The organism is Syntrophomonas sp. DTU019 (assembly GCA_913757435.1).
Taxonomy (GTDB): Bacteria; Bacillota; Syntrophomonadia; order Syntrophomonadales; family Syntrophomonadaceae; genus DTU019.
Genome location: CAJYDM010000001.1, coordinates 102,794 through 128,372, shown reverse-complemented (window position 1 = coordinate 128,372; position 25,579 = coordinate 102,794). Strand labels below are relative to the sequence as shown.

Sequence of the window (25,579 nt, the reverse complement as noted above, 5' to 3'; positions counted from 1 at the left end):
CACTCGAGGGCGGTTGTGGATCAACCGTTGCGGAATCAGTTGAAAAACTAAAAGAAGAAATGCTGCAGCTTTATGGCGAGAAGGTCGAGGTCGATTATATTGATACTACCAACCGGGATTTGAATTCATTCCCATTGATATCCCGGGTGGTGCAGATGGGATACATTTTCCCCATCATCGCTATCAATGGCCAGCCACGTATGGCCGGCGGCCTTGATGTCAATCAAATTAAAAGGCTTTTGAATGAAACGCAGGAACAGTAAGTAAAATTTTTGAGTTGCTTGGTAGAGGCAGGGACTATCATGACAAAAAGGACTAACCCCCTCGACGGCCTGGTTTGTTTGGTGACCGGCGCTTCCAGGGGCATAGGGAGGGCCATTGCGATGGCCGCCAGTGGTGCGGGCGCCGATGTGGCCCTAAACTATTATCGTTCCGAACAGGCTGCGGCAAATCTGGCTGATCAGTTGACTGACCGGGGGGGACGATGCTTAATAGTACAGGCCGATGTCAGTGATGCCTTTCAGGTGGACAATATGTTCAACTATATAGAAAGGCATCTGGGCGCGGTCGATCTTTTGGTGAATAATGCCGGGGTGGCTTTTAAAGGACTGTTAACCGATACCGGTGATGATGACTGGGAACGGCTGATAGGGGTCAACCTGACCGGACCATTCCTCTGTTCACGGCGTGCCTTGCCATCTATGATCAAGAAGCGTTTTGGCCGTATCGTCAATATTGCTTCGATGCAGGGGATTTGCGGAGGTTCATGTGAAGGTGCTTATGCAGCTTCCAAGGGCGGGCTGATCGCGTTGAGCAAATCCCTGGCCGGCGAGGTGGGGCCTTCGGGCGTCACCGTCAACGCAATTGCACCCGGGCCTGTGCTTACTGATATGTTGAGAGCCGACCTCGATGAAGGAGAAATGGAAGACCTGCTTTCTCTGTTGCCAACAGGTCGGTGGGGACAGCCGGAAGATGTGGCCCGAGCCTGTCTGTTTTTGCTGTCTCCGCAGAATTCTTTTGTAAATGGGAGCGTTCTAGCCCTGGATGGAGGCTGGAAAGCTTGATTATGAGGTGATGCTATGTTATTCCGTCGTATAAATAGAAATGACCCCTGCTGGTGTGGCAGTGGTAGGAAATATAAAAAATGTCATATGGAGCAAGAACAGAAGCTGTTAGAGTTGAAAGCACGCGGCATCCCGGTACCAGATGCGAGTATTATAAAAACTGAGGAGCAGATCGAGGGCATCCGCAGAGCCGGGCAAATCAGCAAGGCCATTCTGGACCGGGTTGGGCCATTGATTAAACCCGGAGTGCTGACCGAGGAGATCGATCAGTTCGTACATGATCAAACTGTATCTGCCGGGGCGGTTCCAGCGCCTTTGAATTATAAGGGCTTTCCCAAGAGCTGCTGCACTTCGATCAATGAAGTTGTTTGCCACGGTATTCCACAGCATCATGTATTAAAAGATGGCGACATCATAAATGTCGATGTAACCTCTATAGTGGATGGTTTTTATGGTGACATCAGCCGGATGTACTTAGTTGGTGAGCCTTCGCCAGAAGCCCGGCAACTGGTGGAGGTAGCTAAACAATGTCTGGAGCTGGGCATCGAACAGGTAAAGCCCTGGAACCGCACCGGGGATATCGCCTATGCAATCGAACAGCATGCTAAAAAGTTCGGATATTCAGTAGTTCGCGATTATGGTGGTCACGGCATCGGAGTGGCCTTCCACGAAGACCCTTTTGTCCCCCATTATGGCAGCCGCAACCGGGGTATGGTTTTGGTCCCCAATATGGTTTTTACCATCGAACCGATGATCAATGCGGGTAATTACCACTGCCGGGTGCTTGGGGACGGCTGGACCGCCGTGACTGCGGACGGATCATTATCCGCACAATGGGAGCATACTGTAAGGGTCACTGAAACCGGGGTAGATGTTTTGACGTCTTGACATACATGGGATCGGGGTATTTATGACCGGTAATGGGTCTTACTGAGGCACGGGAGGAGGATTTCAGGCCGATATCGGTCTATATTAAGCTGGTAAAGAGTAATTGCATAGCTGGACAGGGGGGGTTGAAATGAAGCCCAGACCAGGAAAGACCGATTATTATCTCAATATCGCTCTTGATGTGGCCTCGCGGGGAACCTGCCTGCGCAGGAATTACGGGGCGGTGATGGTGAAAGATGATGCCATTGTGGCCACTGGCTACAGCGGCGCGGCGCGGGGACTCCCTAATTGCTGTGATCTGGGAGTCTGCGAGCGTGAAGTCAGGAACATCCCCAGGGGGGAACGCTATGAGCTTTGTCGCAGTGTGCATGCGGAGATGAATGCTATTATCAACGCAGGCCGCGGGAAGGCATTGGGAGCGACTCTATACCTGGCCGGGTATGATGTGAAAAGCGGGGCCGTGCTGGATGCAGAGCCCTGCTTTTTATGCAAAAGGATAATCCTCAATGCGGGCATTTATAAGGTGATCTGCCGCAGTGCGGACGGCTCTTCCTGGGGGATAGTACCTGAAGGGCATCCCAGTTATCATGAGTGAAGACCTTAACGAAAATTAGTAACGTGTAGCTCTGTAAACGCTATTGACCTGAGCCAGTGCCTTATCCGGGGTGATAAACCAGGGTTTCCGTATCAGTATCAGGGAAAGGCGATTGGCGGCAGAATCGTGTTTGACTCGGGCCACGAAATCCAGTTTCGGCTTGTGACCTTTCTTGCTGGCCAGGGTGATATGCCACACTGATTCTGCAGCCTCGGGAACCACCCAGCGTTGGATTTCATAGCCGTTTTGCCGGGCGTAAGCACTTACCCGGCGATGCATAATAGCCTTCATGGCAGCAAAACGCTTACGGCTGACATTTTCAAAGACTTTTTTGTTGCTCATTACACATCATCCTACTCGTTTCAGGCTTTATATCGTATTGTATTCCTGCACAAGCAGCGATGTTAATCTTCGAGCTTAACCTGCGCTTTGCTTACAGCAAGGGGCTGAATCGCCTGCGAGTCTTAGGGCTGGAATTATCCAGCAGCTGCAATTGCCGCGCTATTATGGGAATGCCCTGGCTTATAGTATCCTCCGACAGGGCCGCAAAACTGAGCCGGAAGAAGTTGCTGTCGCGTTTGTCAGGGAAAAAATGGCTTCCTGGAGCGATCACCACGCCATTTGCCAGGCAGGATTGATAAAGCCGGTCAGTGGATAGCTCGGGATGGCCTTTTACCCAGATACAGAGTCCTCCCCCTGGAGCGGAGAAGTCAGCCTGAGGAGGAAAGCTGATCTGCATAGCCCGAATGGTCTGTTGGTAGCGATCGCGGTAGCATTTTTGCATATATTCCAAATGGCCTTTCCACAACCTCTGGCGCAGATACAGGTCAAAAGCGCGCTGCAACAAACCGGAAGTGGATATATCTGCGATGTGCTTGGCAGCCATCAAGCGTAGCTGTAAATGTTGTGGGGCCAGCATAAAAGCCAACCGCAAACCAGGCATGAGTATTTTGGAGAAGCTCTTTATATAAATCACCCGGTTGTCTTCATCCCATTCCTTAATGGCCCGCCGCTCGGAGCCGTCATAAGCCAATTCGGTGAAAGAATCGTCTTCTATCAACACCACCCCTTCTTGTCGGCATATTTCCAGGAGGGCTTGCTGCTTGGCCACGCTGTAACAGATGCCGGTCGGGTTTTGATAATTGGTCATAACGTACAACAATTTGGGTTGGTGTAGCTTTAATCGATGCTTCAGAGCATCAATATCGATGCCGTCAGACTGAAGAGGAACCGCGATAACGTGGGCGCCCAGGGCACGGAAGGAAGCCAGGGCTCCGGTATAAGTGGGGCTTTCGGTCATTACCCGGTCTCCGCCAGAGAGCAGCGAACGGGCAATAATGTCTATGCCCTGTTGCGCCCCAGAGATCACCTGTATACTCTCGGCATCACAGATGATGCCCCTTTGGGCCAGGTATTCAGCCACACTGCAGCGCAGGGGGTAATAGCCCTGGCTTTCCTGATAACCAAAGGCCTGACCACGGTCCCGGTCCAATACCTGGTTGATAATGGATTGAAAATCATCTACGGGGAATAATTCTGCCGCCGGGGTCAGAGTAGCAAAATTGATGGCCTGTGGAGACACCGGAACCTGCCAGCTGTCTGCCTGTATCTCCATTCTCTGCACTGTGCTGTCCGGCCAGGAAGAGGCGCCCGTAATTTCAGTGGGTGCACATACGAAGGTTCCCCTGCCCACCTGCGAAGACACCAGACCGTCACGCTCCAGGGCACGATATGCCTGAACCACCGTAACCGTATTCACCCCCAGGTGTTCGGCCAGACGGCGGATGGGGCACATTTTGCTCCCGCTGGCCAAGCGCCCTGACTGTATAGCTTCTTTAAGCTGCTGATAAAGCTGCTGGTAGAGGGGCAGTGGATGAATTCGTTGTAAATGTATCGATACATATGTATCCTGCATACTATGGGCCACCTCGTTGACACCAAATGGGGTGTGTGCAATAATGTATTACATTACGGCAAATACTGTCATGGAAAGTCAATAAATTGTATCGGTACATTAAGCTTAACAAAATTATTCAGAGCATACAAGGGAGGCGCCAAAATGGAGGTAAGTCATAATTTCAACAAGAACCTGGCCCAGGTGTTAAAAGGCGGGGTCATCATGGATGTGACCAATGTTGAGCAGGCCCTGATCGCTGAGAACGCAGGGGCGGTAGCGGTCATGGCTTTGGAAAGAGTCCCTGCCGATATCCGCAAACAGGGTGGTGTGGCCCGTATGTCAGACCCGACTATGATAAAGCAGATCAAAGCGGCGGTTAGTATTCCAGTTATGGCTAAGGTCAGGATAGGACATTTTGTAGAGGCGCAGATATTGGAGGCCCTTGGCATCGACTATATAGATGAAAGTGAAGTATTAACTCCGGCTGATGATATGTTTCACATCGATAAGCGCAGCTTTAAAATTCCGTTTGTATGCGGAGCCAGAAATTTGGGCGAAGCCCTGCGGCGCATCGGTGAAGGTGCATCCATGATTCGTACCAAAGGCGAAGCCGGAACTGGTAATGTGGTGGAGGCAGTGCGGCATATGCGCCAGATTATGGCTGAAATCAGAACCGTGCAAATGCTTCCCAGCGAGGAACGCATGACCTTTGCTAAAGAGACTGGGTCTCCATTCGAGCTGGTGGAATATGTGGCCGAAAACAAAAAACTGCCGGTGGTCAACTTCGCCGCCGGAGGAATTGCCACTCCCGCAGATGCAGCCTTGATGATGCAGTTGGGCTGTGACGGCGTATTCGTCGGCTCGGGCATCTTTAAATCAGAGGATCCCGCCCGGAGGGCGCAGGCCATAGTCAGGGCCACGGCTTATTACAATGATCCGGTGGTGTTGGCTGAGGTGTCGGCAGGCCTGGGTGAAGCCATGGTGGGACTGGAAATCGATAAACTCCAGGACCAGTACGCGCAGCGGGGATGGTAGAATGGCCAATATGGGGTAGTGGAAAAGCATTCCTAACTCACCGATAGTTTACGGTTCGCCGGTACTGTCTGAATATGCTAAATGGGCTGCATAAAAGCAGCCCGTGATTTTTCTCCCACCTTTTTCGAACTACCCTGTCCTACCCAGAACTACTATCTGTTCGATGAAGCCCCGGTTCAGTTTCCAGCCCTGGCGTACGGTGATTCGCGAGACTTATTGAAGACATGGCGGTGTCTCAGAGGTGTGCAAAAGTGTACAATTAGTGTACAAATATTACTCAGTAAAGTGACGCTTGCAGGTAAAATTATACTGTGGCAGATGTGTAAAATATGACCCCAATTGTCATGGGATGAACATTTTTTCACCTTAGCCGTTGTACAGGCTATCGCATATTATCCCGATTTTGCGGGTATGGGGTCAAATTTAGACTTAGGGGCAGGCATTAATTCGGACCAGGCTAAGATTGGCGTTCGCGGAATTTGGCACTAAGTTTGCATTATATACTCCAGGTACCAGTAGCTGAGCAAGATCATTGTCACCTACTCGGGATCTATTTCTATTTTTACAAGCGTTAGCCTCTGTTGAGGTATTATCTAGGATAAAAATCTATGCATAATTGCACTTATTTGCTGATTGAGGCAACAACATAGCCTGGGATGTTAAGAATCGGTTAACTATTGCCCATACTAATAAGGATCAGCTGGTTTTATAAAGGCCAGCTGGTTTAGGGTCTTAATAGTATAGCTGGGCAGATCGTCAGGTGAGGAGGATTGAATACAATGTCAGAACACGCCACCATCGGTGTTTTCCTGATCTTAACTCTGGTTTTCCCGATTGCGGCCATGATAGCCGCTTGGCTGTTCAGGGCCAAGCCCGAACCAAGTGAGGAGAAGTTGCTCCCCTATGAGTGTGGAGTCGATACACAGGGACCGAGCCAAATGCGCTTTAAGATCAACTACTTCATTTATGCTCTGGTATTTCTGGCCTTTGACGTGGAGACTATCTTTCTTTATCCGTGGGCGGCAAAATTCCAAAGCCTTGGGCTGTTTGCCTTTGTGGAGATGATCATCTTCATTGCCATCCTGGTAGTGGGTCTATGGTATGCCTGGAAAGAAGGTGCTTTGAAGTGGTATTAAAGAACGGATCAGCTGATATGGCTTCCGATATTGAGCAGATGGAGAAACACAATATTATTGTAACAACTCTGGAAAAAATATGGAATTGGGGCCGGGCACGGTCATTCTGGCCGTTATCCTACGGATGCAATTGCTGTCCGATAGAAATGATGGCCTCAGGTGCGGCCCGTTTTGATATCGCCCGTTACGGGTACGAAGTGTTTCGAGCTTCTCCCCGTCAGGCCGACCTGTTGATAGTAGCCGGGCCTATAACCCTTAAGATGGCCCCGGTGGTAAAAAGGGTTTATGAGCAGATGCCGTCTCCCAAATGGGTTCTAGCTATGGGTAACTGTGCCACCAGCGGCGGTCCCTTCAGGGATGGTTACAGCATCCTCCCCGGGGCTGAAGCCCTTTTCAAGGTGGACATGTATGTGCCTGGCTGTCCTCCGCGGCCCGAGGCTTTGTTCCATGGCCTCCTGGAACTAAAAAAGAAAGTGGAGCGGGGTGAGTATTAAATGGCACCACATGATAATTCCCTCGCTGCTGAACCGCTTGCGGAGTTTTTAGCAGCTCTGCAGGGATCAGCCGACATCGAGGAGATCAGCCAGGATGAGTATTTTGTCTATCTAAAAGTCAACGCAGCCCGGCTTGTTGCGGTTATGCAAGGCCTCCTCAATGAATGGGGCATGAATTACCTGGCTAATCTGAGTGCAGTCGATTATGAACATGTATTTGAACTGGTCTACCACCTTTATGCTATTCCCGACAATGGCAGGAAAATTGCTGTCAAGGTACGAGTGCCTCGTGACATGCCTCAGGTCCCATCCCTGATCTCAGTTTTTCCCAGCGCTGATTGGCAGGAGCGGGAGGCCTATGATTTGATGGGAATCAGTTTCAGCGGTCACCCCAATCTGGTTCGCATACTGCTGCCGGATGATTTTGTCGGTCATCCCCTGCGCAAGGATTTCGGAAAGGAGGCCGGACAATGATCAAAACCGAACCGTACACTATCAATATTGGCCCCCAGCACCCTAGCGCACATGGGGGACTGAGGGCGGAAACCATTATGGATGGGGAAGACGTGCTAGATGTGATCGTACATCTCGGCTATGTGCATCGTTCGGTGGAAAAGATAGCTGAAAGCCGCACCTATGCGCAGTTCGTTCCGTATACTTCGCGTCTTGACTATCTGGCTTCTCATCTGCCCACTCTGGGCTATGTGCAGGCAGTGGAAAAATTGCTGGGGATAACTGTTCCAGAGCGGGCTGAGTATATCAGGGTCATCGTTGCGGAGTTGTCCCGTATCGCCTCCCACCTGATATTTGCTGGCAGTTTGGCCATCGATCTGGGCGCCACTACCGGGATGATCTACTGCTACCGGGATCGGGAGCGTATCCTGGATATGTTTGAGATGAGCAGCGGGCAGCGTCTGATCGCATCATATATGCGTATCGGCGGAGTCAGCCATGACCTTCCCGATAGTTTCTACCCGGCGGTAGAGAGCTTCTTAAAGGATTTGCCAGCCATGGTTTCGGAATATCACGGCTTGCTCAGTGGCAACGAGATTCTGCAGGCGCGCTGCCAAGGGGTAGGGGTGTTGTCTGCTGATGAAGCCATTGCCTACGGAGTAACCGGGCCCAACCTGCGGGCTTGCGGGGTAGCTTATGATATACGCCGTGAAGATCCTTACGGTATTTATGACCGTTTCGAATTTGATATCCCGGTAGGAGGGTCCGGTGATTCCTGGGACAGATATATCGTAAGGATTAAAGAAATCGAACAATCAGGGCGTATAATTGCCCAGGCCTTGCGGGATATGCCCACAGGGGATTACCAGGCCAAAGTACCTCGGATAATCAAGCCTCAGGCCGGCCGGGAGGTATACCACCGTATAGAGTCCTCCAAGGGTGAACTGGGATACCATATCGTCAGCAATGGCACTGACAAACCCCATCGGGTCCATGTACGGGCCCCATCTTTCGTAAACCTGATGGCATTGCCTCTGGTATCACGTGGCGGCAAACTGCAGGACATCATAACTAATATCGCCACCTTGGATCCGGTTCTGGGTGAATCCGACCGTTAACCGTTAAAGAGGAGAGTTAAAGTAAATGGAGACAATTTTTATCAATATTGAAGAATTTCTCACCTCCTGGATGGTCGGAATGGGCCTGGCGCAGCCTTGGGCCGACCTGATCATCACCATACTGCAATGGACGATAATAGTCTTAATAATTACTGTCAACACTATCGTTCTGGTATGGATGGAGAGGAAAGTATCGGGATTTATACAGGAGCGTATTGGACCTAACCGGCTGGGGCCTTTTGGAGCCTTTCAGACCATCGCCGATACTTTGAAACTGCTTACGAAAGAAGACATCGTTCCTGCTCGGGCGGACAAGCTGATTTTTAAAACTGCACCCATGTTCTTTATCATAGTGTCGGTCATGCTCTATGCTGTCCTGCCCTTGGGCAATAATATGGCGGTGGTCGACCTTAATGTAGGGTTGTTTTATTTTATTTCTCTAGCTTCCTTGTCAACTATATGTTTGCTGATGGCAGGCTGGGGGTCGAATAACAAATGGTCGCTGCTGGGAGCGATGCGCTCAGTGGCGCAGATGATCAGCTACGAGATCCCCCTGGTTTTTTCACTCTTAGGGGTGGTGATGATTGCAGGTTCATTGAATCTGACAGACATCGTGACGGCACAGAACCGGGTGTGGTTTATTATTTTGCAACCGGTAGCCTTTATAATCTATTTCATCGCAGCTACTGCGGAGTTGAACCGCGGGCCTTTCGACATGCCGGAGGCTGAACAGGAACTTACTGCAGGTGCTTATACCGAATACACCGGGATGCGCTGGGCTTTGTTCTTCCTGGCGGAGTATACCAATCTGGTGGCGGTTTCAGTCCTGGCAGCCACGCTTTTCTTAGGCGGCGGGCATGGTCCTTGGCTGCCCTCATGGTTGTGGATAATAATAAAAACCTATTTGATAATGCTGGTATTTATGTGGACGAAGTGGACTTTTCCCCGCATCCGCATGGATCATTTATTGTCTTTTAGCTGGAAAGTGCTTATCCCGGTCAGTCTGGCCAATATTCTGGTGACCGGTGCCGGGATAGAATTATTCCGCTGGATGGGATGGTGATTTGATGATCGGCAAGGGATTACTGAAAGGCCTGGGGATCACCTTTAAGCATGGCAAAGAAAAGAATATAACCGTACAGTACCCTGAGGTAATGCCTTATTTGCAGGAGCGCTACCGCGGCTGTCTGGAATTTGATCCCAAAGACTGTATAGTATGCGGAATGTGCATCAAGGCCTGCCCCAACAATGTGCTCAGCTTAGAAAGTGCAGCCATGCCCGGGTCTAAGAAGAAACAACTGGTCAGCTATACCATAGACTTGCAGTATTGTATGTTCTGCAACTTGTGCGTGGAAGCCTGTCCTACCAATACCCTTTATTTTACGCACCATTTCGAACTGTCCACCGCTGAGCGCGGCGCCATAAAAAGGATATACACCCCAGCGCCTGGCACACCGGTTGCAGACGGGGAATCTGAAGCTGTAATCATACCCCCTGAAGCCCTGGCAGATCAAGTTGACACTGAAGCTGAAGCTAAGCGCCTCAAGCAGGTTCAAGCTATGAAGGGGGCCATATCCAAAGGCAATAGTAAGGTGTTGGCTAAATTCGTGGATTCTGAGGAAGATGCCAGCCTGCTCCTGATCATCTTGCAAGGAGACGAAAAGAAGCAGGATAAAATGGCGGCACTAATGATTGATGATAAGGATAAGGCCCGTAAGGTGGCCACAGCTTTTGTAGCCAAGGAAAAACGTGATAAAGCCAAGTCCGAGGAGGGAAAACAATGAGCGGCATGATCATCAATGACCTTGTGTTTGTGGCTGTCGCGGGGTTCACTCTGCTCTCCGCTCTGGGGATGGTGCTAAGCCGCAATATAGTGCACAGTGCCCTGGCATTGATCCTGACTTTCCTGGGTGTGGCGGCATTGTTCTTCAACCTGGGAGCAGGATTCCTGGGTTTGGTGCAGATACTGGTCTATGCCGGAGCAATATCAGTTTTGATCATATTCGCCATTATGCTGGTTATGCACAGTGAACCGGCGCGGACCAATCTCTTCAACACAAGTCTGGGAACACATCTGGCCGGGGCCTACATTGCAGCGCTCTTAACCTTGTCTCTGTCTCTGGCTATATGGTTCAGTGAACTTCCACAGATAAAGGGCAAGACGGTTGAAGACGCAGTAGGCATGCTGGCCCAGTTGTTCATGGGCAATTATGTGATTGCCTTTGAAGCGGCTGCGGTACTGCTGCTGGTGTCGGTAGTGGGCGCCATTATACTGGCGAGAGGAGCTAAGCAATCATGATCGGTCTTAATCATTATTTGATACTCGGCACTTGCTTATTTGGCATCGGTATTTATGGGGTTTTATCCAAGCGCAATGCCATAGCGGTCTTGATGTCGGTGGAGTTAATGCTGAACGCGGCCAACATCAATTTTGTGGCGGTCAATCACTTTATCCGGCCTGATCAAGCTATCGGGCAGTTGTTTGCCATATTTGTCATCGTCGTAGCTGCAGCTGAGGTTGCGGTAGGATTGGCATTAATCCTATCCATTTACCGGCATGCCAGCTCAACAAATCTGAATGATTTCAATCTTATGAAATGGTGAGGGGTGAGGTAAGTAATGTTTGACCTTTTTTCAGGTTCATGGATAATAGTAGCACTGCCGTTTGCGGCTTTTGCAGCCATCGGCCTGTTCTTGCATCGCTGGCCTAAGGCTGCGGCATATACCTCCATCCTGGCCATGGCCTTATCTACTCTTTGGTCGATACTGATTGCCATACAGGTATTCACTGCCGCACCCGGCCAGGTTTTTACGGCAGCGGTGCGCTGGTTGGAGATGCCCGGACTGCGAGTGGATATGGGTATTTTAATAGATCCCTTAAGTGCAGTAATGCTCTTAGTGGTTACCATAGTAGCCTTGCTGGTGCAGATCTATTCTTTGGGATACATGGAAGGTGACCCTGGATTATCCAGCTATTTCGCCTACCACAGCATCTTTGCCGGTTCCATGCTGGGTCTGGTTTTATCCAGCAACTTCGGCCAGGTATTCGTATTTTGGGAACTGGTGGGCCTGTGCTCCTACCTCTTGATAGGCTTCTGGTTTGGGCGCGATTCTGCCAAAGAAGCAGCCAAAAAGGCGTTCATAACCAACCGGGTGGGGGACTTCGGGTTCCTTTTAGGCATCCTCGCTCTGGCGGTATTGTTCGGCAATCTGGACTATCAGCATCTGGCCATGCGCCTGACGGATTATCATAACCTGGCAGTATTACTGCCCATCGCTCTGCTGCTGTTTGCAGGCCCGGTCGGCAAATCAGCCCAATTCCCGCTGCATGTCTGGCTGCCGGATGCCATGGAGGGCCCTACTCCGGTGAGCGCTCTGATCCATGCCGCCACCATGGTGGCAGCCGGTGTATATCTTTTAGCCCGGGCCTTCTTTATATTCAGTGCGGTGCCTCAGGCTATGTATTTAATCGCCGTGGTAGGCGGATTCACGGCTTTGTTTGCAGCTTCTATTGCCCTGGTGCAGATCGATATCAAACGCATCCTGGCTTATTCGACGCTTAGCCAGTTGGGCTATATGGTAATGGCCATGGGTATCGGGGCCATGACTGCGGGGATGTTCCATCTCATGACCCATGCCTTTTTTAAAAGCCTGTTGTTTTTGGGAGCTGGCAGCGTTATCCATGCTATGCACGGTGAGCAGGATATCTGGAAGATGGGACGTTTGTCAGCAAAGATGCCTGTAACCACTTGGACTTTTGTGATCGGAGCCCTGGCTCTGGCAGGGATTCCGCCTTTGTCAGGCTTCTGGAGCAAGGATGAGATCCTTTTGGGGGCGTTTTCCCGCGGCCACCTGTTCTTGTATGGTTTAGGTTCACTGGTAGCATTTATGACCGCTTTCTATATGTTCAGGCTCATCTTCGTGGCCTTTTTCGGCTCTGGTACCAAAGGAAGCCATGCCCATGAGTCGCCGCCAGTGATGACCTGGCCGTTGTTAATACTGGCGCTCTTGTCTGTTGTGGCCGGATTTGTAGGCTCCCCGTTGTTGGGGAATGTATTCGGAAAATATATCAATGCGCCGGGAGCAGCGCACCATGAAATGAATATCGCTATAATGGTGGTCTCATCGCTCTTAGCTGCAGGCGGGATATTCTTGGCCTGGCTGATATACCAGAAAGAGGTCATTTCCCATCTGGAACTGAAACAGAGGTTTGCATCTGTTTACGAGATTTTGTATCACAAGTACTATATTGATGAGTTATATGCCCGGCTGGTGGCGGTGTTTATCGATGGCAGCGCCAGGGTTCTGGAGTGGGTGGACCTGAAGATCGTCAATGGACTGGTCAATGGGTTGGCTTATTTTACTGGCTGGTCAGGAAAACAGCTCAGCTATACCGAGAATGGCCAGGTACAGACCTATGCGCTCTACCTGTTCGGCGGTGTGTTGGTAATTCTAGTGGGCGCTGTATTGGCCGTATACTATACGGTGTTGGCTTAGGAGGTGGCAGTTATGCAATCATTTCATATTCTAACCGTAACCCTCATGGCCCCTCTGCTGGGAGCGGTCCTGATAATGTTGACCCCCCGGAATAACGAAAAGCTGATCAGATACATCGCTGCCATAAGCACTTTTATCAGTCTGATCCTGTCGCTGGTGGTCTTCTTCGGTTACGATCATAGCGTCAAGGGGATGCAATTTGTGGAGTCAGTGCCCTGGGTGGGTGACCTGGGGGTGAACTTTGCACTGGGGGTTGACGGTATCAGTATTCCGCTATTGCTGTTGACCAACCTGATCGGTTTCAGTGCGGTTTATGCCAGCTGGCACACTGAAGAGAGGGTGCAGGAGTTTTTCAGCCTGTTGCTGCTGTTGATCGCCGGAGTCATGGGTACTTTTTTGGCTACCGACTTGTTCATATTCTTCCTGTTCTATGAAGTGGTAGTAGTGCCGATTTATATTCTGGTAATCGTTTTCGGGTCTTCCAAACGGGTGACTAAGGAATACGCCGGCATGAAGCTGACTATTTATCTATTGATCGGCAGCGCCTTTCTGCTGGTCGGTCTGATCGCTTTATTCGTGAAAGCTCAGGCTATGCTGGGCTACCCCAGCATGGATATCGCCACCCTGGCAACTGTGCAGTATCCGGTGGAGTTCCAGGTCCTGGTTTTCGTGTTGATGGCCCTGGGCTTTGGCACTCTGTTGTCCATGTTTCCGTTCCACGCCTGGTCACCGGATGGTTATGCCGGAGCCCCTACCGCAGTCAGCATGATACATGCCGGGGTGTTAAAGAAAATCGGAGGCTATGGCTTGATTCGCATTGGTATCTTCATATTGCCAGCCGGGGCGAAGCTCGTGGCCCCGGTAATAGCGGTTTTGGCTATCGCCAATGTGGTGTATGCGGCTTTCGTGACCTTGAATCAAAAGGACCTGAAATACATCGTGGGATATTCCTCAGTCAGTCATATGGGTTATGTCTTGATAGGAATCGCCGCCTTGAATTTAATCAGCTTAAACGGTGCGGTGATGATGATGTTCGCCCATGGAGTTATGTCTGCACTGTTCTTTGCCATGATCGGTAATCTGTACCATAAGAGCCATACTCGCAATGTAGCTGATTTCGGCGGCTTGGCCCATCAGATGCCCCGATTGGCTTTCGGTTTGATGCTGGCCGGGCTAGCTTCTTTAGGCCTTCCCGGGCTGGTTAATTTTGTGGGCGAGTTCACCATATTTGTGGGAGCGTTTAATGAGTACCGGGTATTGACAGTGATTGCGGTATCAGGCATAGTGCTCACCGCTGTATATATTCTGCGCACCCTGGGTGATGTATTGTTCGGTCCGCGTAAAGCTGAATGGGATCACCTTCAGGATTTGCGCGGGGTAGAGATGGTGCCTCTGATCGTGTTGGGGTTGGCTATTATCATTGGAGGGGTCCTGCCCTTCACCGTTATGGATCTTATCAACGGAGGAATGGGACAACTTCTGGCCTCAACCAATCTCATACAGGTGGGAGGGAGCTTATAATGGGTTATTTATTGCTGGCCCCGGAAATGTTGTTGACGGTCCTGGGGATTGTAGTCCTGGCCCTGGGCTTGATTCTGCCCCAGAGAGGTAAAAAGGTTACCGGAGCGGTGGCTATGATCGGAACGCTGGGCATACTTGTGGTAGTCTTTTGGCAGTTTGGATATGAGGCCGAGTTTTTTCAAGGTGTTTATGGAATTGACGCCTACAGCCACTTTTTCCGGGTGCTATTCTTAAGCGCCGCCTTAATAATCTTTGCCATGGCGGGCAATTACCTGCATCTTTTTAGCGAACGGCAGAGTGAATGGTACAGCCTAATGCTGTTCGCCACCTTGGGGATGATAATAATGGCCTCCTCGGGGGATTTGATAACCCTTTATGTCGGAATGGAATTGATGACTATCAGCTTCTATATCCTCAGCGCTTATCTCTTGGATGACGGGCGCTCCGCCGAAGCGGGGTTAAAATACCTCATTCTGGGAGCCTTGTCATCGGCAGTAATGCTCTTTGGCATAAGCTTGATATACGCTTCCAGCGGATCCACCGTATTTGCTGTGGTTTACCAGACGTTGCAAGCTCAGGTTGTGACCCAGCCAGTATTGATCGCAGGCATAATCCTGTTGATCGCGGGCTTCGCCTTCAAGATAGCATTGGTGCCGTTCCATATGTGGGCTCCGGACATTTACCAGGGAGCACCGACCCCGGTGACGGCTTACCTGGCGGTTGGTTCCAAAGCAGCCGCTTTTGCAGCCTTACTGCGCATTCTGGTGACAGCCCTGCCGGCGGCACATTATAACTGGACCATGCTCCTGGCCATACTGGCTGCGGTGACAATCATAACGGGAAATCTTATTGCGCTGGCGCAGAGAAACGTCAAGAGACTGTTAGCTTATTCCAGCATAGCCCAGGCCGGGTATATCCTGGTTGGGCTGGCAGCTTCCAATGTCTATGGATTCAAGGGAGTGTTGTTCTATGCCATGCTTTATGTGTTCTCTAATATAGGAGCTTTTGCAGTAGCCACCCTGGTGGAGACGCAGAGCGGCAGCTCAGATTTTGACGCTTTCAGCGGTCTGGCCAAACGAGCCCCGATGCTGGCTGCGATCATGACCATTTGCATGCTCTCCCTGGCAGGCATACCTCCTATGGCCGGGTTTGCCGGTAAGTTCTACCTGTTTTCAGGAGCCATACAGTCAGGTTACCTGTGGCTGGCCTTCATAGGGCTCATTATGAGCATGGTTTCAGTATATTACTACCTCAATGTTTCAAGGCTCATGTATATCGGCAAGAGCAGCGAACAGTCCGTGCCGGTGCCAGCCATGGCCCGTGTGGCGCTTTTGGTATGTCTGGTTGGGACTCTGATCATCGGCATCTATCCTCAGCCGCTATCACAATTTGCTGAAATCGCGATACAGGTGTTGTATTAGCATAGACAAAAGGGCAAAGGGGACAGTAAATCATCCCCTTTGCCCCTTTGTCTTTTTCGCCCAATGGCTGTTGACCATAAAAACCTAAAATCTTAGGGGGAAAAACGGAAAGAAATCTAGAAGATAAACGTCATAACTAATAGATTGTTTTTTTGTGCTTAGAAGGTGTTTAGACAAAAGGAGGTTTTGTGATGCGAAAGACATTGGTTTTGATTCTGACAGTACTATTGTTGGCTATGGCAGTAGCCCCGGCGGCAGCTTCGTCGACGTTCGTGATTAAAGCGAATGGACAGGTTTATGACGGATATTTTGCGGTTTATGAGGGCAATACAGTGGTGCCTTTAAGTTTCGTTGAACAGGCGATGCCGGTTACGACTAAGGTGGATGGTGATAACATAGCTATCACCATGAATGACCAGGTTATATCCATGCAATTGGGAAGCCGTCAAGCGCTGGTAAATGGCCAGGCGGCGGTTATGCCTTTTGCAGCCCAGACAGACCAAGAACAAGTTGTGGTTCCGTTGCGCTTCGTGCTGGAAAACCTAGGGGCCAAAGTGGGATGGGATGCCAGCACCTATGAAATTACCGTCACCTCTCCGGTTCTGAAAAATGGCCTGACCGCTGAGCAGACCCTTAGCAAAATAACCCAGGCCATGACCAGCCAGGGCAGGTATAAGATGAAGGCTGACACTACTATGCAAATGCAAATGACTGCTGACGGGCAGACCCAAAACATTGATATGTCCGGACAGGTTTCAGGCTCTATTCAGGAAAAACCTTTGCTGGCCTATGTTACTACTGAAATGAAAGTGGAAAACCTAACTGGAACAGATGAAGCCATTCCCCCCGAGGCCCTCAAGAGCGAAGTGGTTATGAATGATGAAGGTATGTTCATGACCATGCCTGGTTACGATGGCTGGGTGAAGATGGAAATGGAAGGCCTGGATCTTAACCAGTTGATGGAGCAGTATGGCAGTCAGGATCCGGTTCAATCAATCATGCAGATGAAAGAGTTCGGCGCAGTCATAGCCTATGAGGAAGATAAGGTGATTGACGGCAAAAACTATGGAGTTATTGGCGTTGCCATGGATGAAGAATCTTTGGGCGAATACCTCAACGACATATTAGAAAACACCGGGTTGTTCACAACTGGCGGTGCAGCAGCTAATGGCACCGAGATCACGGCAATGATAAATCAGATGATGAAGAGCCTCAAAGCTGATATCAGCTATAGCATGGTTTTCGACTATGAAACCTATCTTGCCATCTCCATGGATATGGATATGAACATGGATATGACATTGGATGTGCCCGCCAATGAAGAGGCCGGTACCGAAGCCATGTCGATGCAAATGAACATTAAACAGCAGGCCGATTACCAGCTTTACGACTATGGCGTGGAGTTTGAAGTGCCTGATGTTAGCGATGCCAGGTCTATGGCAGAGGTTATGGCGGAAATGGCCGCTGAGATGCCTGATCAGCCCGCCCAATAAACGTATGCAAGAATACTCAAGAGGCCACTCCTGGGGGGGTGGCTTCTGGTTTTTTCTGCAGGCCAATTCTACAATTCTTGGCTGGTAGAAATATCATCAGGCTGAATTCTTGCCCTGGGTTCTGCAACCGGGTTTGCTTCCGGGGTATGCCACCAGTAAAGAATTGATCTACGCACGACCGCCTACACATATCATCCGGCTTGGGAGACAGCATCCAAACACATTATTATAGAATCTTTATGCACGTTTTTAAACTGACGGTTCATGGAAGTCTTGCTTCCTTGGGGTTGAAGAAAAAAACGTTCCCGCGCTTCCGTACTCCATTGTACCTGCATATAAGCATAATCGTGGGTATAAACGCCCCCAATTGAAGCAAGCTAATAGCATTAAAAAATCAGTAAGAGGTAATTTGTTATGGAAGATAGACCAAGCTCGTTCTGGATGACTTCTACTCCGTCCACTGGTTATCCGGAAATACAACAAGATCTAAAGGTGGATGTGGCCATAGTCGGCGGTGGTATCGTTGGCATTACCGCTGCGTACCTGTTGAAAAAACAAGGCGTAAAGGTGGCAATCATTGAAGCGGATCGAATTCTGCAAGGAACGACCGGACATACTACTGCCAAAATAACCTCACAGCATCACTTGATATACGCCAGGCTGAAACAACAGGTGGGGCAGGAACTGGCCCAGCAATACGCCGATGCCAATGAGAGCGCCATTCACTTGATTGCCAGCACTGCTGCCGAAAACAATATTGATTGCGATTTTTCCTGGCGTCCAGCTTATGTATTCACCCAATCTGAACAGTATTTAAAAGATCTGGAGGACGAGGCCCAGGCGGCCTGCAGTCTGGGTATTAAGGCCAGCTATATGGACAACAGCCCCTTGCCTTTTTCTGTACGGGCGGCGCTGAGGTTTGATAATCAAGCCCAATTCCATCCTCTGAAATATCTGCAAAGTCTGGCCCGACAGATTCCAGACCAGGGCAGTTACATTCTGGAAAAAACCACTGCAGTGGGAATTGATGAGAATCCCCTGGCAGTACTCACCCGCCAGGGCCAAAAGGTCACGGCAGATAAAATCATAATTGCTTCACACTTCCCCTTTTTCGATGGAGGGGGTATGTACTTTAGCAAACTGGACCCGCAGCGCGCTTATATAATCGCCATAAAGGCCCAGGAGGCCTTCCCGGAAGGAATGTTTATCAGCGCGGAAAGCCCCTCCCGTTCACTTCGCTCCCAACCATATGAAGACGGGGAACTGATCCTGATAGCCGGGGAAAGCCATCCTACCGGGGAGGGAACCAATCTTAACACCCATTATGAAAACCTCTTAGATTTTGCGCACGAAAACTTTGAGGTTAAAGATGTGCTCTACCGCTGGTCGACTCAGGATTATCAAACCCTGGATGGCATTCCTTATGTAGGCCATCTCACCCCTAAAAGCGCCAATATATACGTTGCAACCGGGTTTGATAAGTGGGGCATTTCCAACGGAACCGCATCTGCCATGGTTTTAAACGATTTGATAGTCAGAGGGGATAGTCCCTGGGCGCCGGTTTACAATCCCTCCAGGTTTAACCTGACCTCGGTGAAAACCTTTGTGGGGCTGAACCTTAATGTGGCCAGGAACCTGGTGGCAGGGAAAATTGCCCGGCTCCCTGAAGGTGTTGAGCTTTCCAATGGGGAAGGCAAGGCTATTCAAATAAACGGAGAAAAGTATGGCGCTTTCCGCGATGATAAAGGTGAGCTGCATATTGTTGATATTACCTGCACACATTTGGGCTGCGAGCTTAACTGGAACGATGCCGAAAGGACCTGGGACTGTCCATGCCATGGCTCCAGGTTCAGTTACACCGGTGAGGTTGTAGAAGGACCAGCTTTCAATATTTTGCACGCTGCTGAACAATGTTCCAATGCGGTCGAAGCCCGTATCTTTGAATAAACAGTAAATAGAACCCTATCCTATACGCACCGATCACTCTTAATCGGCCTGCAGCATGGACAAGACCGTATCAATCAAGGCCGTCCTGCTTGCAGGCCGTTTTCGCATAACGAATTAGCCAAATCTTTAACATCTTAAATGAATTATAAAGTCAGCCCCAGATATCCGCGGGGCACTTTACAAACGCTCTGAATCTATAGCATCATAATCATTGCCTCCTGTATAACAGTGCACCTTTACCCGTGCCGCCAGCAGTCAGCGGTCCTATGGCGGTCAAATATGGTAAAATGAGCAATAGTTTGAAGCTGATACCTAAAACGACGCAGCTTTCTTTGCGAAGACCGGGGGGGCAAAACTTAAATGACCAGAGGAAGACTGAGACCTTGGAATATCGATATAATGAGAAGCGTCATTGCGGTCTCTAGAGGACTGGAACCGGCGGACTATTATTTCACCGGGGGATACATCCTGGATGTATACAACGGTGAGCTGCTGGAAGCCAATCTGGCTATAAAAGGGCAGAGGATCGCATATATTGGCCCATCCGACGCGATGCAGGGAGCATCCACCACAGTGATCGACCTTGAAGGCCGGGTACTGGTGCCGGGCTACATAGAACCACACGCCCATCCCTTCACCATGCACCATCCGCTGGCCTTTGCTGATGAGGTGTTGAGCCGGGGGACCACCTGTTCAGTCAATGACGACCTCCTGTTCATGAACCTTATGTCCCCCGATAAGATTATATCCATGGTGGAGAACATCCTTGAGCATCATCCCCATAAAATGTTGTGGAGCGCCCGTTTGGATCCGCAGACTTTCAGCCCCGAGCATTCAGCGCGCTTTACCAGGGAAGCAGTGAGCCAGTTGATTAGGCATGGAGGATTTGTGCAGGTAGGGGAACTTACAGACTGGCCATCCTTGATCACAGGCCATAAGAACATGCAAGAATGGCTCTTGGAGGCCTTATCTTTGGGGAAAAGAGCCGAAGGTCACGCTCCCGGGGCCTCGCTCAGAACCCTTAATCCCCTGGCAGCAGCGGGGGTGACGGCTTGCCACGAATCGATCAATGCAGATGATGTCCTCTTGCGTTTGCGTATGGGGATGTACGCCACCTTGCGCAATTCGTCGCTTCGTCCGGACCTGGTTGACTTATTGAAAGGACTGCTGAAACACAAGCATCTGGCCTGGGAAAGAATAATGATGACTACTGATGCTCCCAAGCCTTCCTTTTTGAAGCATGGCTTCACTGACCGCTTGATCAAGATTGCCCTGGAGCAGGGGGTTAATCCCATCACTGCCTATCAACTGGTGACCAGAAACCCTGCGGTTTACCTGGGGCTGGATAATGAAATCGGCGGTTTAGCTCCCGGACGGATTGCAGATATACTGGTGTTAAACAGCCTGAATGAGCCGACTCCGACAATGGTCTGGGCAGATGGCAAACTGGTGGTGGAAAGGAAAGGCTTGAATGTAGACAGGCAATACCCCCTGGTGCATCTGGACTGGAATGGACTGGGGGTTAAACCCTTGTCAAAACCTTCGGTGTGTATGGAGGACGTGCCGTTGCAGCCTTTGTTCAGCGGGGAAGCCATTTTCCCGGTAATGGAGTTGATTGACCCGGTTATCACCAGGCAGCGCAATTATAAGCTGGGCCAGGAGATCAGACCCGCAAACGGAAAATTGCACGTTGAAAAAGGTCAGGGTCTCTGTTACGCAACCTTGATCAGCCGCGATTATCGGTCAGTCACTCATGGTATCATCTTTAGATTTGCCAGGGAACTGGATGGTATCGCCGCTTCCAATACCGCATCATCAGATCTGGTAGTTGTGGGGCAGGATACCGACGCTATGCGGTTAGCGTTGCGGCGCATACATGAGCTGGGCGGAGGCATAGTAGTCGTCCAGAAGGGGAATATTGCTGCAGAACTCGCCTTGCCTCTGGGAGGCAGCATGAACCCCGGCTCTATGCCCCATGTTATCGAGGCCAGTGAGCAGATAGAACGGGTGTTGGTAGCAGCTGGCTATCCCCACCATGAACCTTTCTATACCCTGAGATTTCTGTCATCGACTCATCTGCCCAGCATACGGCTTACCAGGGACGGTATCACCGAAGTCAAGACCCATCAGGTATTACGCGGCTCTCAGTTCATAAGCAGTAGGTCATGGTAGAGTATATCCTAGCCCGAAAAAGGTATAAACAGCAAGACGCAGGCGCCTACGGTCAAAAGGGCCAAGAGCGGGAGGGCAAAAGCCGCCAGCATGGTCACCCCCATGGCGGTGCGGCCGCTCCTCATCAGCTTAACGCTCCATACCACGCCTCCTCCCAAGAGGGCCAGGCTGAGCACAACAATGATGATGCCCACCTGTGAAGCGAAAGCCGCCCACAAGAGGGCGTATACCAGCGCAGCTATACCCAGGCCGGACGCTACCTCCACAGCAGTCTTGCGTCGGGGTGGTGCGTCTGCAGAGGAATAATCTCCAGTCTCTGTCCCGTTCGAATTTGGAATCTCTGTCCCTTCCGAGTTGGGGCCAGGCTCTTCCGGGTTGCTCTGATCGGCATCCGGAGGCGTCCCATTACGGGCGCCTTTAAGCTTATCATCATCTCCGGGGTTGTTCTCATAGTTCATATGATTTGCTCCTCCTCCAATTAATAAGCTGCCAGATAAAACTTCGATTCATATACAGCAAGGACACCAGGCACAGCCATTGAAAAGCGGTCAGACCCAGTGCGCCCAGCGGTTCTACCCGGATAAACTCCAGCATAAAACGAAAGCTCAGGTAGCTGTTTAGGAAGATCCTGAACAATTCACCCGTCTGTACCACCCCGTACCGTTTCTTCCAAATTAAGAAACCAGCCAGGATGATATCGAAAACTATCTCATAGACCTGAGTAGGATGCCGCCTTATATGATCTCCGAAATCCACTCCCCAGGGTAGTGTGGTGGCCTCTCCATAACAGCAGCCCCGCAGAAAACAGCCGATTCTGCCCACTGCCATGCCGACCGCCACAGGAATGGCAATTTGATTGCCCAGACGCCCCTCAATGCCTAATAGTTTCTTGCCGCCCCAGGTGGCTGCAAAACCGCCTAGTAGTCCTCCAACTATGGTGCGTCCTGACAAGATCGTGGCCCAGGACAGAGGAGCAGAGTTGAGCTCCTGCCAGTGCATGATGATTATAGGCAGTTTTGCTCCCAGTATGCCTCCTGATAAGGCCAATACTGCGATATAAAACGCTTCCCAGCCCTGTATCCGGTCTTGCCGGAGCTGATGCCGGTAGAGCAGTATCCCGGTTAAAAGTGCCACCATTATCATAACTGGGTAAGTATCAACCGGGAAACCGTTGATTTGGAACAACACCGGCCTAATTCCCCAATCGCTGCCTATAGTGTATTGCCCCCTTTGCCGGACCGCGGGTCACACTGCAGGTTTTTCAATTGCCTGCCAAAGCGGCAACATTTCCCGTTGGGGCTGTTCAGACATTCATACAGTTTTATTCCTCCGCAGAATCCCAGCGCCCCTGAGGTTTTTAGAATGGCGGTCAGCCCGGTTATAGCCCATCCCACCTGTGGATTGATAAAATAGAGAGATATCAGAGCAGTCGCATTTAGGAATGAACCAGCCAGATGTGCGAAGCGCACCGCGTTTCCATCTAACAGCTCCAGTTTTGAAGGTAGGAGGCGGTTGATAGTATGGCTGTACAGCAGAACCAGAGGGGCTCGCTCTACTCCCAACCAGGCCGATAGAAGCAAGATCAGCAAAACCACACCCACCAGTTCTTTGATGTGCAGGATCCAGGCCGCCCACAGCAGCAAAGCCAGGCTGTATTTACAGAAGGCAAACGCAGCCGAGGGGACCTCAACCGGGTGGTATTCTTTCATGATTTATCCTCCTTTTTCCGAATTTAGGAAAAAACATACCGGTCCGTAACTGGTATTGTCGGTAATCCGGGAATTGTTCGCGCAGCAGGGCCTCCTCCTGCCGGGCCCGGTAAATCATAAAGGGAACGAATATGAGCGTCACCGCAGCCAGAGCTAGAACATTGACATAAGCCACAGAGGCGCCGTAAAACATCATTATAATAGAAGCGTACAAGGGGTGCCTGACCAGTTTATACATCCCGCTGGTCACCAGGCAGTGATCTTCGTAGATCTTGATATGATTGGCCCAGTTGCCCCCCAGGTTACGCCGCCCGGCCAGATTGACCAGACAGCCGACAACTACCAGCAAGGTTCCTATAATCATGAAGGCCATTTTGCCCCAGCCGGGTGCTGTCGGGAGGTAACCCTTCCCGCTCTGCAGGATGGCATAGAAAAAGAGGAAAAAAAGCGTCATAGTGGCTGTGTCCACTAAGGAGCGCTTTTCCCGGCGCACTCTTTCACGCCTGGAGAAAAGCGCAAAATCAACAATCACCGCTGTAAATATCAACACCACACATAAACAAATCACCAGGGATATGACTAGCTCCAGAGAAAATTCCGGCGGAAACCCCCTCATGTTTTGTCACCCCTATGTATCATATTATAGGCAGAAAAAGGTATTTTGCGTAAATCCGGGGTGATCACATGGACGCATTCTTTCTGCATTGATTTTATATCAAAATCGTATCTGTCGATAAAAGAGGTCACACTTAAACGAAAGGTATTTTCATCAATGTATTCCATCTTTCTCTGTTTGGATTTGGCGAAAAAATTGAAAGGTATGATGTGACGAAAATCGCTGATGAATTTGCAGCAATCCAGGCTGGCTTTGATATCCGTAATACTCCGGCCGGCATTCTTAAGCGCGTCTTCAATGGTGAAGGCGAAGGTGTTGTCGATCAGGTGCAGATAGTCCTGGATGCGGGCATCGCGGGTGATGGGAAGAAAGCCGCCCTGCTGGGAACGGTACAGGAAGGTGATGGCTACGCGCTCTACGTTGCAGGGCAGGGGGATGAAATCACTAATTTTCAACATGCCGCTGCTCTGCTGTTCCAGTCGCTGCAAGACCCCGGAGAGGGTCACCCGCTTCCTCTTGCCTATATCCGGGATGCGTCCGAAAAAACCCTCCGGCTGAAAATTAATCCCCCGCACATACGGCTGCTTAAGGCCAAACAAGAATATCTTGCCGACTTCCTCCTCATTTATCCCTCCACTGACGGTTGAGACCAGGGTTGAGGGTATCTTGGCAAAAGCCAGATTTTCCAGAGCTTGCCGCTTACATTCCAGCAGATTACGCCCCCTTAGTTGGAGATAAGTCTGTTCTTTAAAGCCGTCGAATTGCAGATAAACCTCGAAGCCGCCCCTGAATTCCTGCAACGCCTCCACGAAAGCCTTATCCTCTGCCAGGCGCAGACCATTGGTATTGAGCATCACGTATTTAAATGGTTTGGATTTAGCCAGACGGATAATATCAATAATCTGCGGGTGCAGGGTGGGCTCACCCCCGCTGATCTGCAGGATTTCGGCCTGGCCGCCCTCAGAATCCAAAAAGAAATCCATCATCCGCTCGATGGTAGTCAAGGTCAAATGTTCACCCTCGCCAGCCCCGGCATAACATAACGGGCAGCGCAGGTCACAGCTATTGGTAATCTCTATTAAGCCGATGCAGGCGTGCTGATCGTGCTGCGGGCAGATTCCGCAGTCGAAAGGGCAGCCCCGGCTGACTGTGGTGTGAACCTTCATTTTAGTACCTGGCTTATCGTAGAGCCTCTTGCGCAGATGATATTCAGCGCTCTCCTCCAGCAACTCCCATTGCTCGCCATGATGAGCACAGTATTTCAGGAGAAACACCTGCCCGTTACGAACAACCACCTTGGCGGCAACGGTGTTCATACATTGCGGGCAGATGCTGGTGGTGCTTTCGAAAAAAGTATAATCCCTTAATGATGGGGAAGATGGGTGCTCTGACTTCAATGCAGTGTACCTCGACCGGTTTTTTCCATTATACCACCTGGCAAAGCAGCGTAGCCGGGTTGAAGTCAAAACAGCAGCCTTGGATTCTCACTAATAGATGTGGAATGATCGTAACGCAAGAGGCGA

The 25,579-nt window shown here is 50.5% G+C and carries 26 protein-coding genes; 19 read left to right on the top strand and 7 right to left on the bottom strand.

What is annotated here, in order from left to right:
* Positions 1-59: 59 nt before the first annotated feature.
* The 4 genes from AC15IQ_RS00615 to AC15IQ_RS00600 all read left to right on the top strand — a co-directional run bounded on the left by AC15IQ_RS00615 (position 60) and on the right by AC15IQ_RS00600 (position 2,547).
* On the top strand, positions 60-263 hold the full coding sequence (locus AC15IQ_RS00615) for a hypothetical protein (protein WP_483176675.1): 204 nt from the start codon (positions 60-62) through the stop codon (positions 261-263).
* A 39-nt stretch (positions 264-302) separates the two neighbouring features.
* Entirely contained in the window at positions 303-1,064 is a 762-nt protein-coding gene (locus AC15IQ_RS00610; RefSeq protein WP_483176674.1) for an SDR family NAD(P)-dependent oxidoreductase, read from the top strand.
* 15 nt (positions 1,065-1,079) lie between these two features.
* The gene (locus tag AC15IQ_RS00605) at positions 1,080-1,952 is read left to right on the top strand and encodes a methionyl aminopeptidase (protein WP_483176673.1); all 873 of its coding nucleotides are present in this window, start codon (positions 1,080-1,082) and stop codon (positions 1,950-1,952) included.
* Between the two features lie 130 nt (positions 1,953-2,082).
* Positions 2,083-2,547 carry a deoxycytidylate deaminase gene (locus AC15IQ_RS00600; RefSeq protein ID WP_483176672.1) on the top strand — a complete coding sequence of 155 codons (465 nt, stop codon included), beginning with the start codon at positions 2,083-2,085 and terminating at the stop codon, positions 2,545-2,547.
* A gap of 15 nt (positions 2,548-2,562) precedes the next feature.
* On the opposite strand, the gene AC15IQ_RS00595 is transcribed toward AC15IQ_RS00600, so the two are convergent.
* Both AC15IQ_RS00595 and pdxR read right to left on the bottom strand, forming a co-directional pair.
* Positions 2,563-2,889, bottom strand: a complete 327-nt coding sequence (locus AC15IQ_RS00595) for a hypothetical protein (protein WP_483176671.1) — start codon at positions 2,887-2,889, stop codon at positions 2,563-2,565.
* A gap of 91 nt (positions 2,890-2,980) precedes the next feature.
* Positions 2,981-4,462, bottom strand: a complete 1,482-nt coding sequence (pdxR, locus tag AC15IQ_RS00590; protein ID WP_483176670.1) for a MocR-like pyridoxine biosynthesis transcription factor PdxR — start codon at positions 4,460-4,462, stop codon at positions 2,981-2,983.
* Positions 4,463-4,606: 144 nt separating this feature from the next.
* Here pdxR and pdxS point away from each other — a divergent pair, with 144 nt between their 5' ends.
* The 15 genes from pdxS (at position 4,607) to AC15IQ_RS00515 (ending at position 21,731) form a co-directional block, all read left to right on the top strand.
* The gene (gene pdxS, locus AC15IQ_RS00585; protein ID WP_483176669.1) at positions 4,607-5,479 is read left to right on the top strand and encodes a pyridoxal 5'-phosphate synthase lyase subunit PdxS; all 873 of its coding nucleotides are present in this window, start codon (positions 4,607-4,609) and stop codon (positions 5,477-5,479) included.
* 779 nt (positions 5,480-6,258) lie between these two features.
* Positions 6,259-6,615: an NADH-quinone oxidoreductase subunit A gene (locus AC15IQ_RS00580; RefSeq protein ID WP_483176667.1), complete on the top strand. Its 357-nt coding sequence runs from the start codon at positions 6,259-6,261 to the stop codon at positions 6,613-6,615.
* Positions 6,616-6,632: 17 nt separating this feature from the next.
* Positions 6,633-7,109 (top strand): NADH-quinone oxidoreductase subunit B, encoded by a 477-nt coding sequence (locus tag AC15IQ_RS00575; RefSeq protein WP_483177710.1) that lies wholly within the window; start codon positions 6,633-6,635, stop codon positions 7,107-7,109.
* Positions 7,110-7,583, top strand: a complete 474-nt coding sequence (locus tag AC15IQ_RS00570; RefSeq protein WP_483176666.1) for an NADH-quinone oxidoreductase subunit C — start codon at positions 7,110-7,112, stop codon at positions 7,581-7,583.
* On the top strand, positions 7,580-8,680 hold the full coding sequence (locus tag AC15IQ_RS00565) for an NADH-quinone oxidoreductase subunit D (protein ID WP_483176665.1): 1,101 nt from the start codon (positions 7,580-7,582) through the stop codon (positions 8,678-8,680). Before AC15IQ_RS00570 ends, AC15IQ_RS00565 begins: the two co-directional genes overlap by 4 nt.
* Positions 8,681-8,705: 25 nt before the next feature.
* The gene (gene nuoH / locus AC15IQ_RS00560) at positions 8,706-9,743 is read left to right on the top strand and encodes an NADH-quinone oxidoreductase subunit NuoH (RefSeq protein WP_483176664.1); all 1,038 of its coding nucleotides are present in this window, start codon (positions 8,706-8,708) and stop codon (positions 9,741-9,743) included.
* Positions 9,744-9,747: 4 nt separating this feature from the next.
* Positions 9,748-10,464, top strand: coding sequence for a NuoI/complex I 23 kDa subunit family protein (locus AC15IQ_RS00555; RefSeq protein ID WP_483176663.1), 717 nt, complete (start codon positions 9,748-9,750; stop codon positions 10,462-10,464).
* The gene (locus AC15IQ_RS00550) at positions 10,461-10,979 is read left to right on the top strand and encodes an NADH-quinone oxidoreductase subunit J (RefSeq protein WP_483176662.1); all 519 of its coding nucleotides are present in this window, start codon (positions 10,461-10,463) and stop codon (positions 10,977-10,979) included. The genes AC15IQ_RS00555 and AC15IQ_RS00550 overlap by 4 nt, the downstream gene beginning before the upstream one ends.
* The gene (nuoK, locus tag AC15IQ_RS00545) at positions 10,976-11,284 is read left to right on the top strand and encodes an NADH-quinone oxidoreductase subunit NuoK (RefSeq protein WP_483176661.1); all 309 of its coding nucleotides are present in this window, start codon (positions 10,976-10,978) and stop codon (positions 11,282-11,284) included. Before AC15IQ_RS00550 ends, nuoK begins: the two co-directional genes overlap by 4 nt.
* 15 nt (positions 11,285-11,299) lie before the next feature.
* The gene (nuoL, locus tag AC15IQ_RS00540; RefSeq protein ID WP_483176660.1) at positions 11,300-13,177 is read left to right on the top strand and encodes an NADH-quinone oxidoreductase subunit L; all 1,878 of its coding nucleotides are present in this window, start codon (positions 11,300-11,302) and stop codon (positions 13,175-13,177) included.
* 12 nt (positions 13,178-13,189) lie between these two features.
* Positions 13,190-14,698: a complex I subunit 4 family protein gene (locus tag AC15IQ_RS00535; protein WP_483176659.1), complete on the top strand. Its 1,509-nt coding sequence runs from the start codon at positions 13,190-13,192 to the stop codon at positions 14,696-14,698.
* The gene (locus AC15IQ_RS00530) at positions 14,698-16,119 is read left to right on the top strand and encodes an NADH-quinone oxidoreductase subunit N (RefSeq protein ID WP_483176658.1); all 1,422 of its coding nucleotides are present in this window, start codon (positions 14,698-14,700) and stop codon (positions 16,117-16,119) included. Before AC15IQ_RS00535 ends, AC15IQ_RS00530 begins: the two co-directional genes overlap by 1 nt.
* 191 nt (positions 16,120-16,310) lie before the next feature.
* Positions 16,311-17,612: a DUF6612 family protein gene (locus tag AC15IQ_RS00525; RefSeq protein WP_483176657.1), complete on the top strand. Its 1,302-nt coding sequence runs from the start codon at positions 16,311-16,313 to the stop codon at positions 17,610-17,612.
* A gap of 414 nt (positions 17,613-18,026) precedes the next feature.
* Positions 18,027-19,559, top strand: a complete 1,533-nt coding sequence (locus AC15IQ_RS00520; protein WP_483176656.1) for an FAD-dependent oxidoreductase — start codon at positions 18,027-18,029, stop codon at positions 19,557-19,559.
* Positions 19,560-19,919: 360 nt separating this feature from the next.
* Entirely contained in the window at positions 19,920-21,731 is a 1,812-nt protein-coding gene (locus AC15IQ_RS00515; RefSeq protein ID WP_483176654.1) for an adenine deaminase C-terminal domain-containing protein, read from the top strand.
* An 8-nt stretch (positions 21,732-21,739) separates the two neighbouring features.
* Here AC15IQ_RS00515 and AC15IQ_RS00510 read toward each other — a convergent pair whose 3' ends face one another.
* From AC15IQ_RS00510 to AC15IQ_RS00490, 5 genes are read right to left on the bottom strand one after another with little or no spacing between them, the layout of a single operon-like run.
* On the bottom strand, positions 21,740-22,189 hold the full coding sequence (locus tag AC15IQ_RS00510; RefSeq protein WP_483176653.1) for a hypothetical protein: 450 nt from the start codon (positions 22,187-22,189) through the stop codon (positions 21,740-21,742).
* Positions 22,179-22,919, bottom strand: a complete 741-nt coding sequence (locus tag AC15IQ_RS00505; protein ID WP_483176652.1) for a prolipoprotein diacylglyceryl transferase — start codon at positions 22,917-22,919, stop codon at positions 22,179-22,181. The genes AC15IQ_RS00510 and AC15IQ_RS00505 overlap by 11 nt, the downstream gene beginning before the upstream one ends.
* 23 nt (positions 22,920-22,942) lie before the next feature.
* Positions 22,943-23,440 (bottom strand): DUF4395 family protein, encoded by a 498-nt coding sequence (locus AC15IQ_RS00500; protein ID WP_483176651.1) that lies wholly within the window; start codon positions 23,438-23,440, stop codon positions 22,943-22,945.
* A complete protein-coding gene (locus AC15IQ_RS00495; protein WP_483176650.1) occupies positions 23,418-24,056 on the bottom strand; it encodes a methyltransferase family protein in 639 nt (212 codons plus the stop codon). The genes AC15IQ_RS00500 and AC15IQ_RS00495 overlap by 23 nt, the downstream gene beginning before the upstream one ends.
* On the bottom strand, positions 24,053-25,453 hold the full coding sequence (locus AC15IQ_RS00490; RefSeq protein ID WP_483176649.1) for a radical SAM protein: 1,401 nt from the start codon (positions 25,451-25,453) through the stop codon (positions 24,053-24,055). Before AC15IQ_RS00490 ends, AC15IQ_RS00495 begins: the two co-directional genes overlap by 4 nt.
* Between the last annotated feature and the right edge of the window lie 126 nt (positions 25,454-25,579).

What these genes read in the sequence shown, in the direction of transcription:
- AC15IQ_RS00615 (WP_483176675.1), top strand. Translation starts at nt 60, where the DNA reads ATGCTGCAGCTTTATGGCGAGAAGGTCGAGGTCGATTATATTGATACT.
- AC15IQ_RS00610 (WP_483176674.1), top strand. Translation starts at nt 303, where the DNA reads ATGACAAAAAGGACTAACCCCCTCGACGGCCTGGTTTGTTTGGTGACC.
- AC15IQ_RS00605 (WP_483176673.1), top strand. Translation starts at nt 1,080, where the DNA reads ATGTTATTCCGTCGTATAAATAGAAATGACCCCTGCTGGTGTGGCAGT.
- AC15IQ_RS00600 (WP_483176672.1), top strand. Translation starts at nt 2,083, where the DNA reads ATGAAGCCCAGACCAGGAAAGACCGATTATTATCTCAATATCGCTCTT.
- AC15IQ_RS00595 (WP_483176671.1), bottom strand. Translation starts at nt 2,889, where the DNA reads ATGAGCAACAAAAAAGTCTTTGAAAATGTCAGCCGTAAGCGTTTTGCT.
- pdxR (WP_483176670.1), bottom strand. Translation starts at nt 4,462, where the DNA reads ATGCAGGATACATATGTATCGATACATTTACAACGAATTCATCCACTG.
- pdxS (WP_483176669.1), top strand. Translation starts at nt 4,607, where the DNA reads ATGGAGGTAAGTCATAATTTCAACAAGAACCTGGCCCAGGTGTTAAAA.
- AC15IQ_RS00580 (WP_483176667.1), top strand. Translation starts at nt 6,259, where the DNA reads ATGTCAGAACACGCCACCATCGGTGTTTTCCTGATCTTAACTCTGGTT.
- AC15IQ_RS00575 (WP_483177710.1), top strand. Translation starts at nt 6,633, where the DNA reads ATGGCTTCCGATATTGAGCAGATGGAGAAACACAATATTATTGTAACA.
- AC15IQ_RS00570 (WP_483176666.1), top strand. Translation starts at nt 7,110, where the DNA reads ATGGCACCACATGATAATTCCCTCGCTGCTGAACCGCTTGCGGAGTTT.
- AC15IQ_RS00565 (WP_483176665.1), top strand. Translation starts at nt 7,580, where the DNA reads ATGATCAAAACCGAACCGTACACTATCAATATTGGCCCCCAGCACCCT.
- nuoH (WP_483176664.1), top strand. Translation starts at nt 8,706, where the DNA reads ATGGAGACAATTTTTATCAATATTGAAGAATTTCTCACCTCCTGGATG.
- AC15IQ_RS00555 (WP_483176663.1), top strand. Translation starts at nt 9,748, where the DNA reads ATGATCGGCAAGGGATTACTGAAAGGCCTGGGGATCACCTTTAAGCAT.
- AC15IQ_RS00550 (WP_483176662.1), top strand. Translation starts at nt 10,461, where the DNA reads ATGAGCGGCATGATCATCAATGACCTTGTGTTTGTGGCTGTCGCGGGG.
- nuoK (WP_483176661.1), top strand. Translation starts at nt 10,976, where the DNA reads ATGATCGGTCTTAATCATTATTTGATACTCGGCACTTGCTTATTTGGC.
- nuoL (WP_483176660.1), top strand. Translation starts at nt 11,300, where the DNA reads ATGTTTGACCTTTTTTCAGGTTCATGGATAATAGTAGCACTGCCGTTT.
- AC15IQ_RS00535 (WP_483176659.1), top strand. Translation starts at nt 13,190, where the DNA reads ATGCAATCATTTCATATTCTAACCGTAACCCTCATGGCCCCTCTGCTG.
- AC15IQ_RS00530 (WP_483176658.1), top strand. Translation starts at nt 14,698, where the DNA reads ATGGGTTATTTATTGCTGGCCCCGGAAATGTTGTTGACGGTCCTGGGG.
- AC15IQ_RS00525 (WP_483176657.1), top strand. Translation starts at nt 16,311, where the DNA reads ATGCGAAAGACATTGGTTTTGATTCTGACAGTACTATTGTTGGCTATG.
- AC15IQ_RS00520 (WP_483176656.1), top strand. Translation starts at nt 18,027, where the DNA reads ATGGAAGATAGACCAAGCTCGTTCTGGATGACTTCTACTCCGTCCACT.
- AC15IQ_RS00515 (WP_483176654.1), top strand. Translation starts at nt 19,920, where the DNA reads ATGACCAGAGGAAGACTGAGACCTTGGAATATCGATATAATGAGAAGC.
- AC15IQ_RS00510 (WP_483176653.1), bottom strand. Translation starts at nt 22,189, where the DNA reads ATGAACTATGAGAACAACCCCGGAGATGATGATAAGCTTAAAGGCGCC.
- AC15IQ_RS00500 (WP_483176651.1), bottom strand. Translation starts at nt 23,440, where the DNA reads ATGAAAGAATACCACCCGGTTGAGGTCCCCTCGGCTGCGTTTGCCTTC.
- AC15IQ_RS00495 (WP_483176650.1), bottom strand. Translation starts at nt 24,056, where the DNA reads ATGAGGGGGTTTCCGCCGGAATTTTCTCTGGAGCTAGTCATATCCCTG.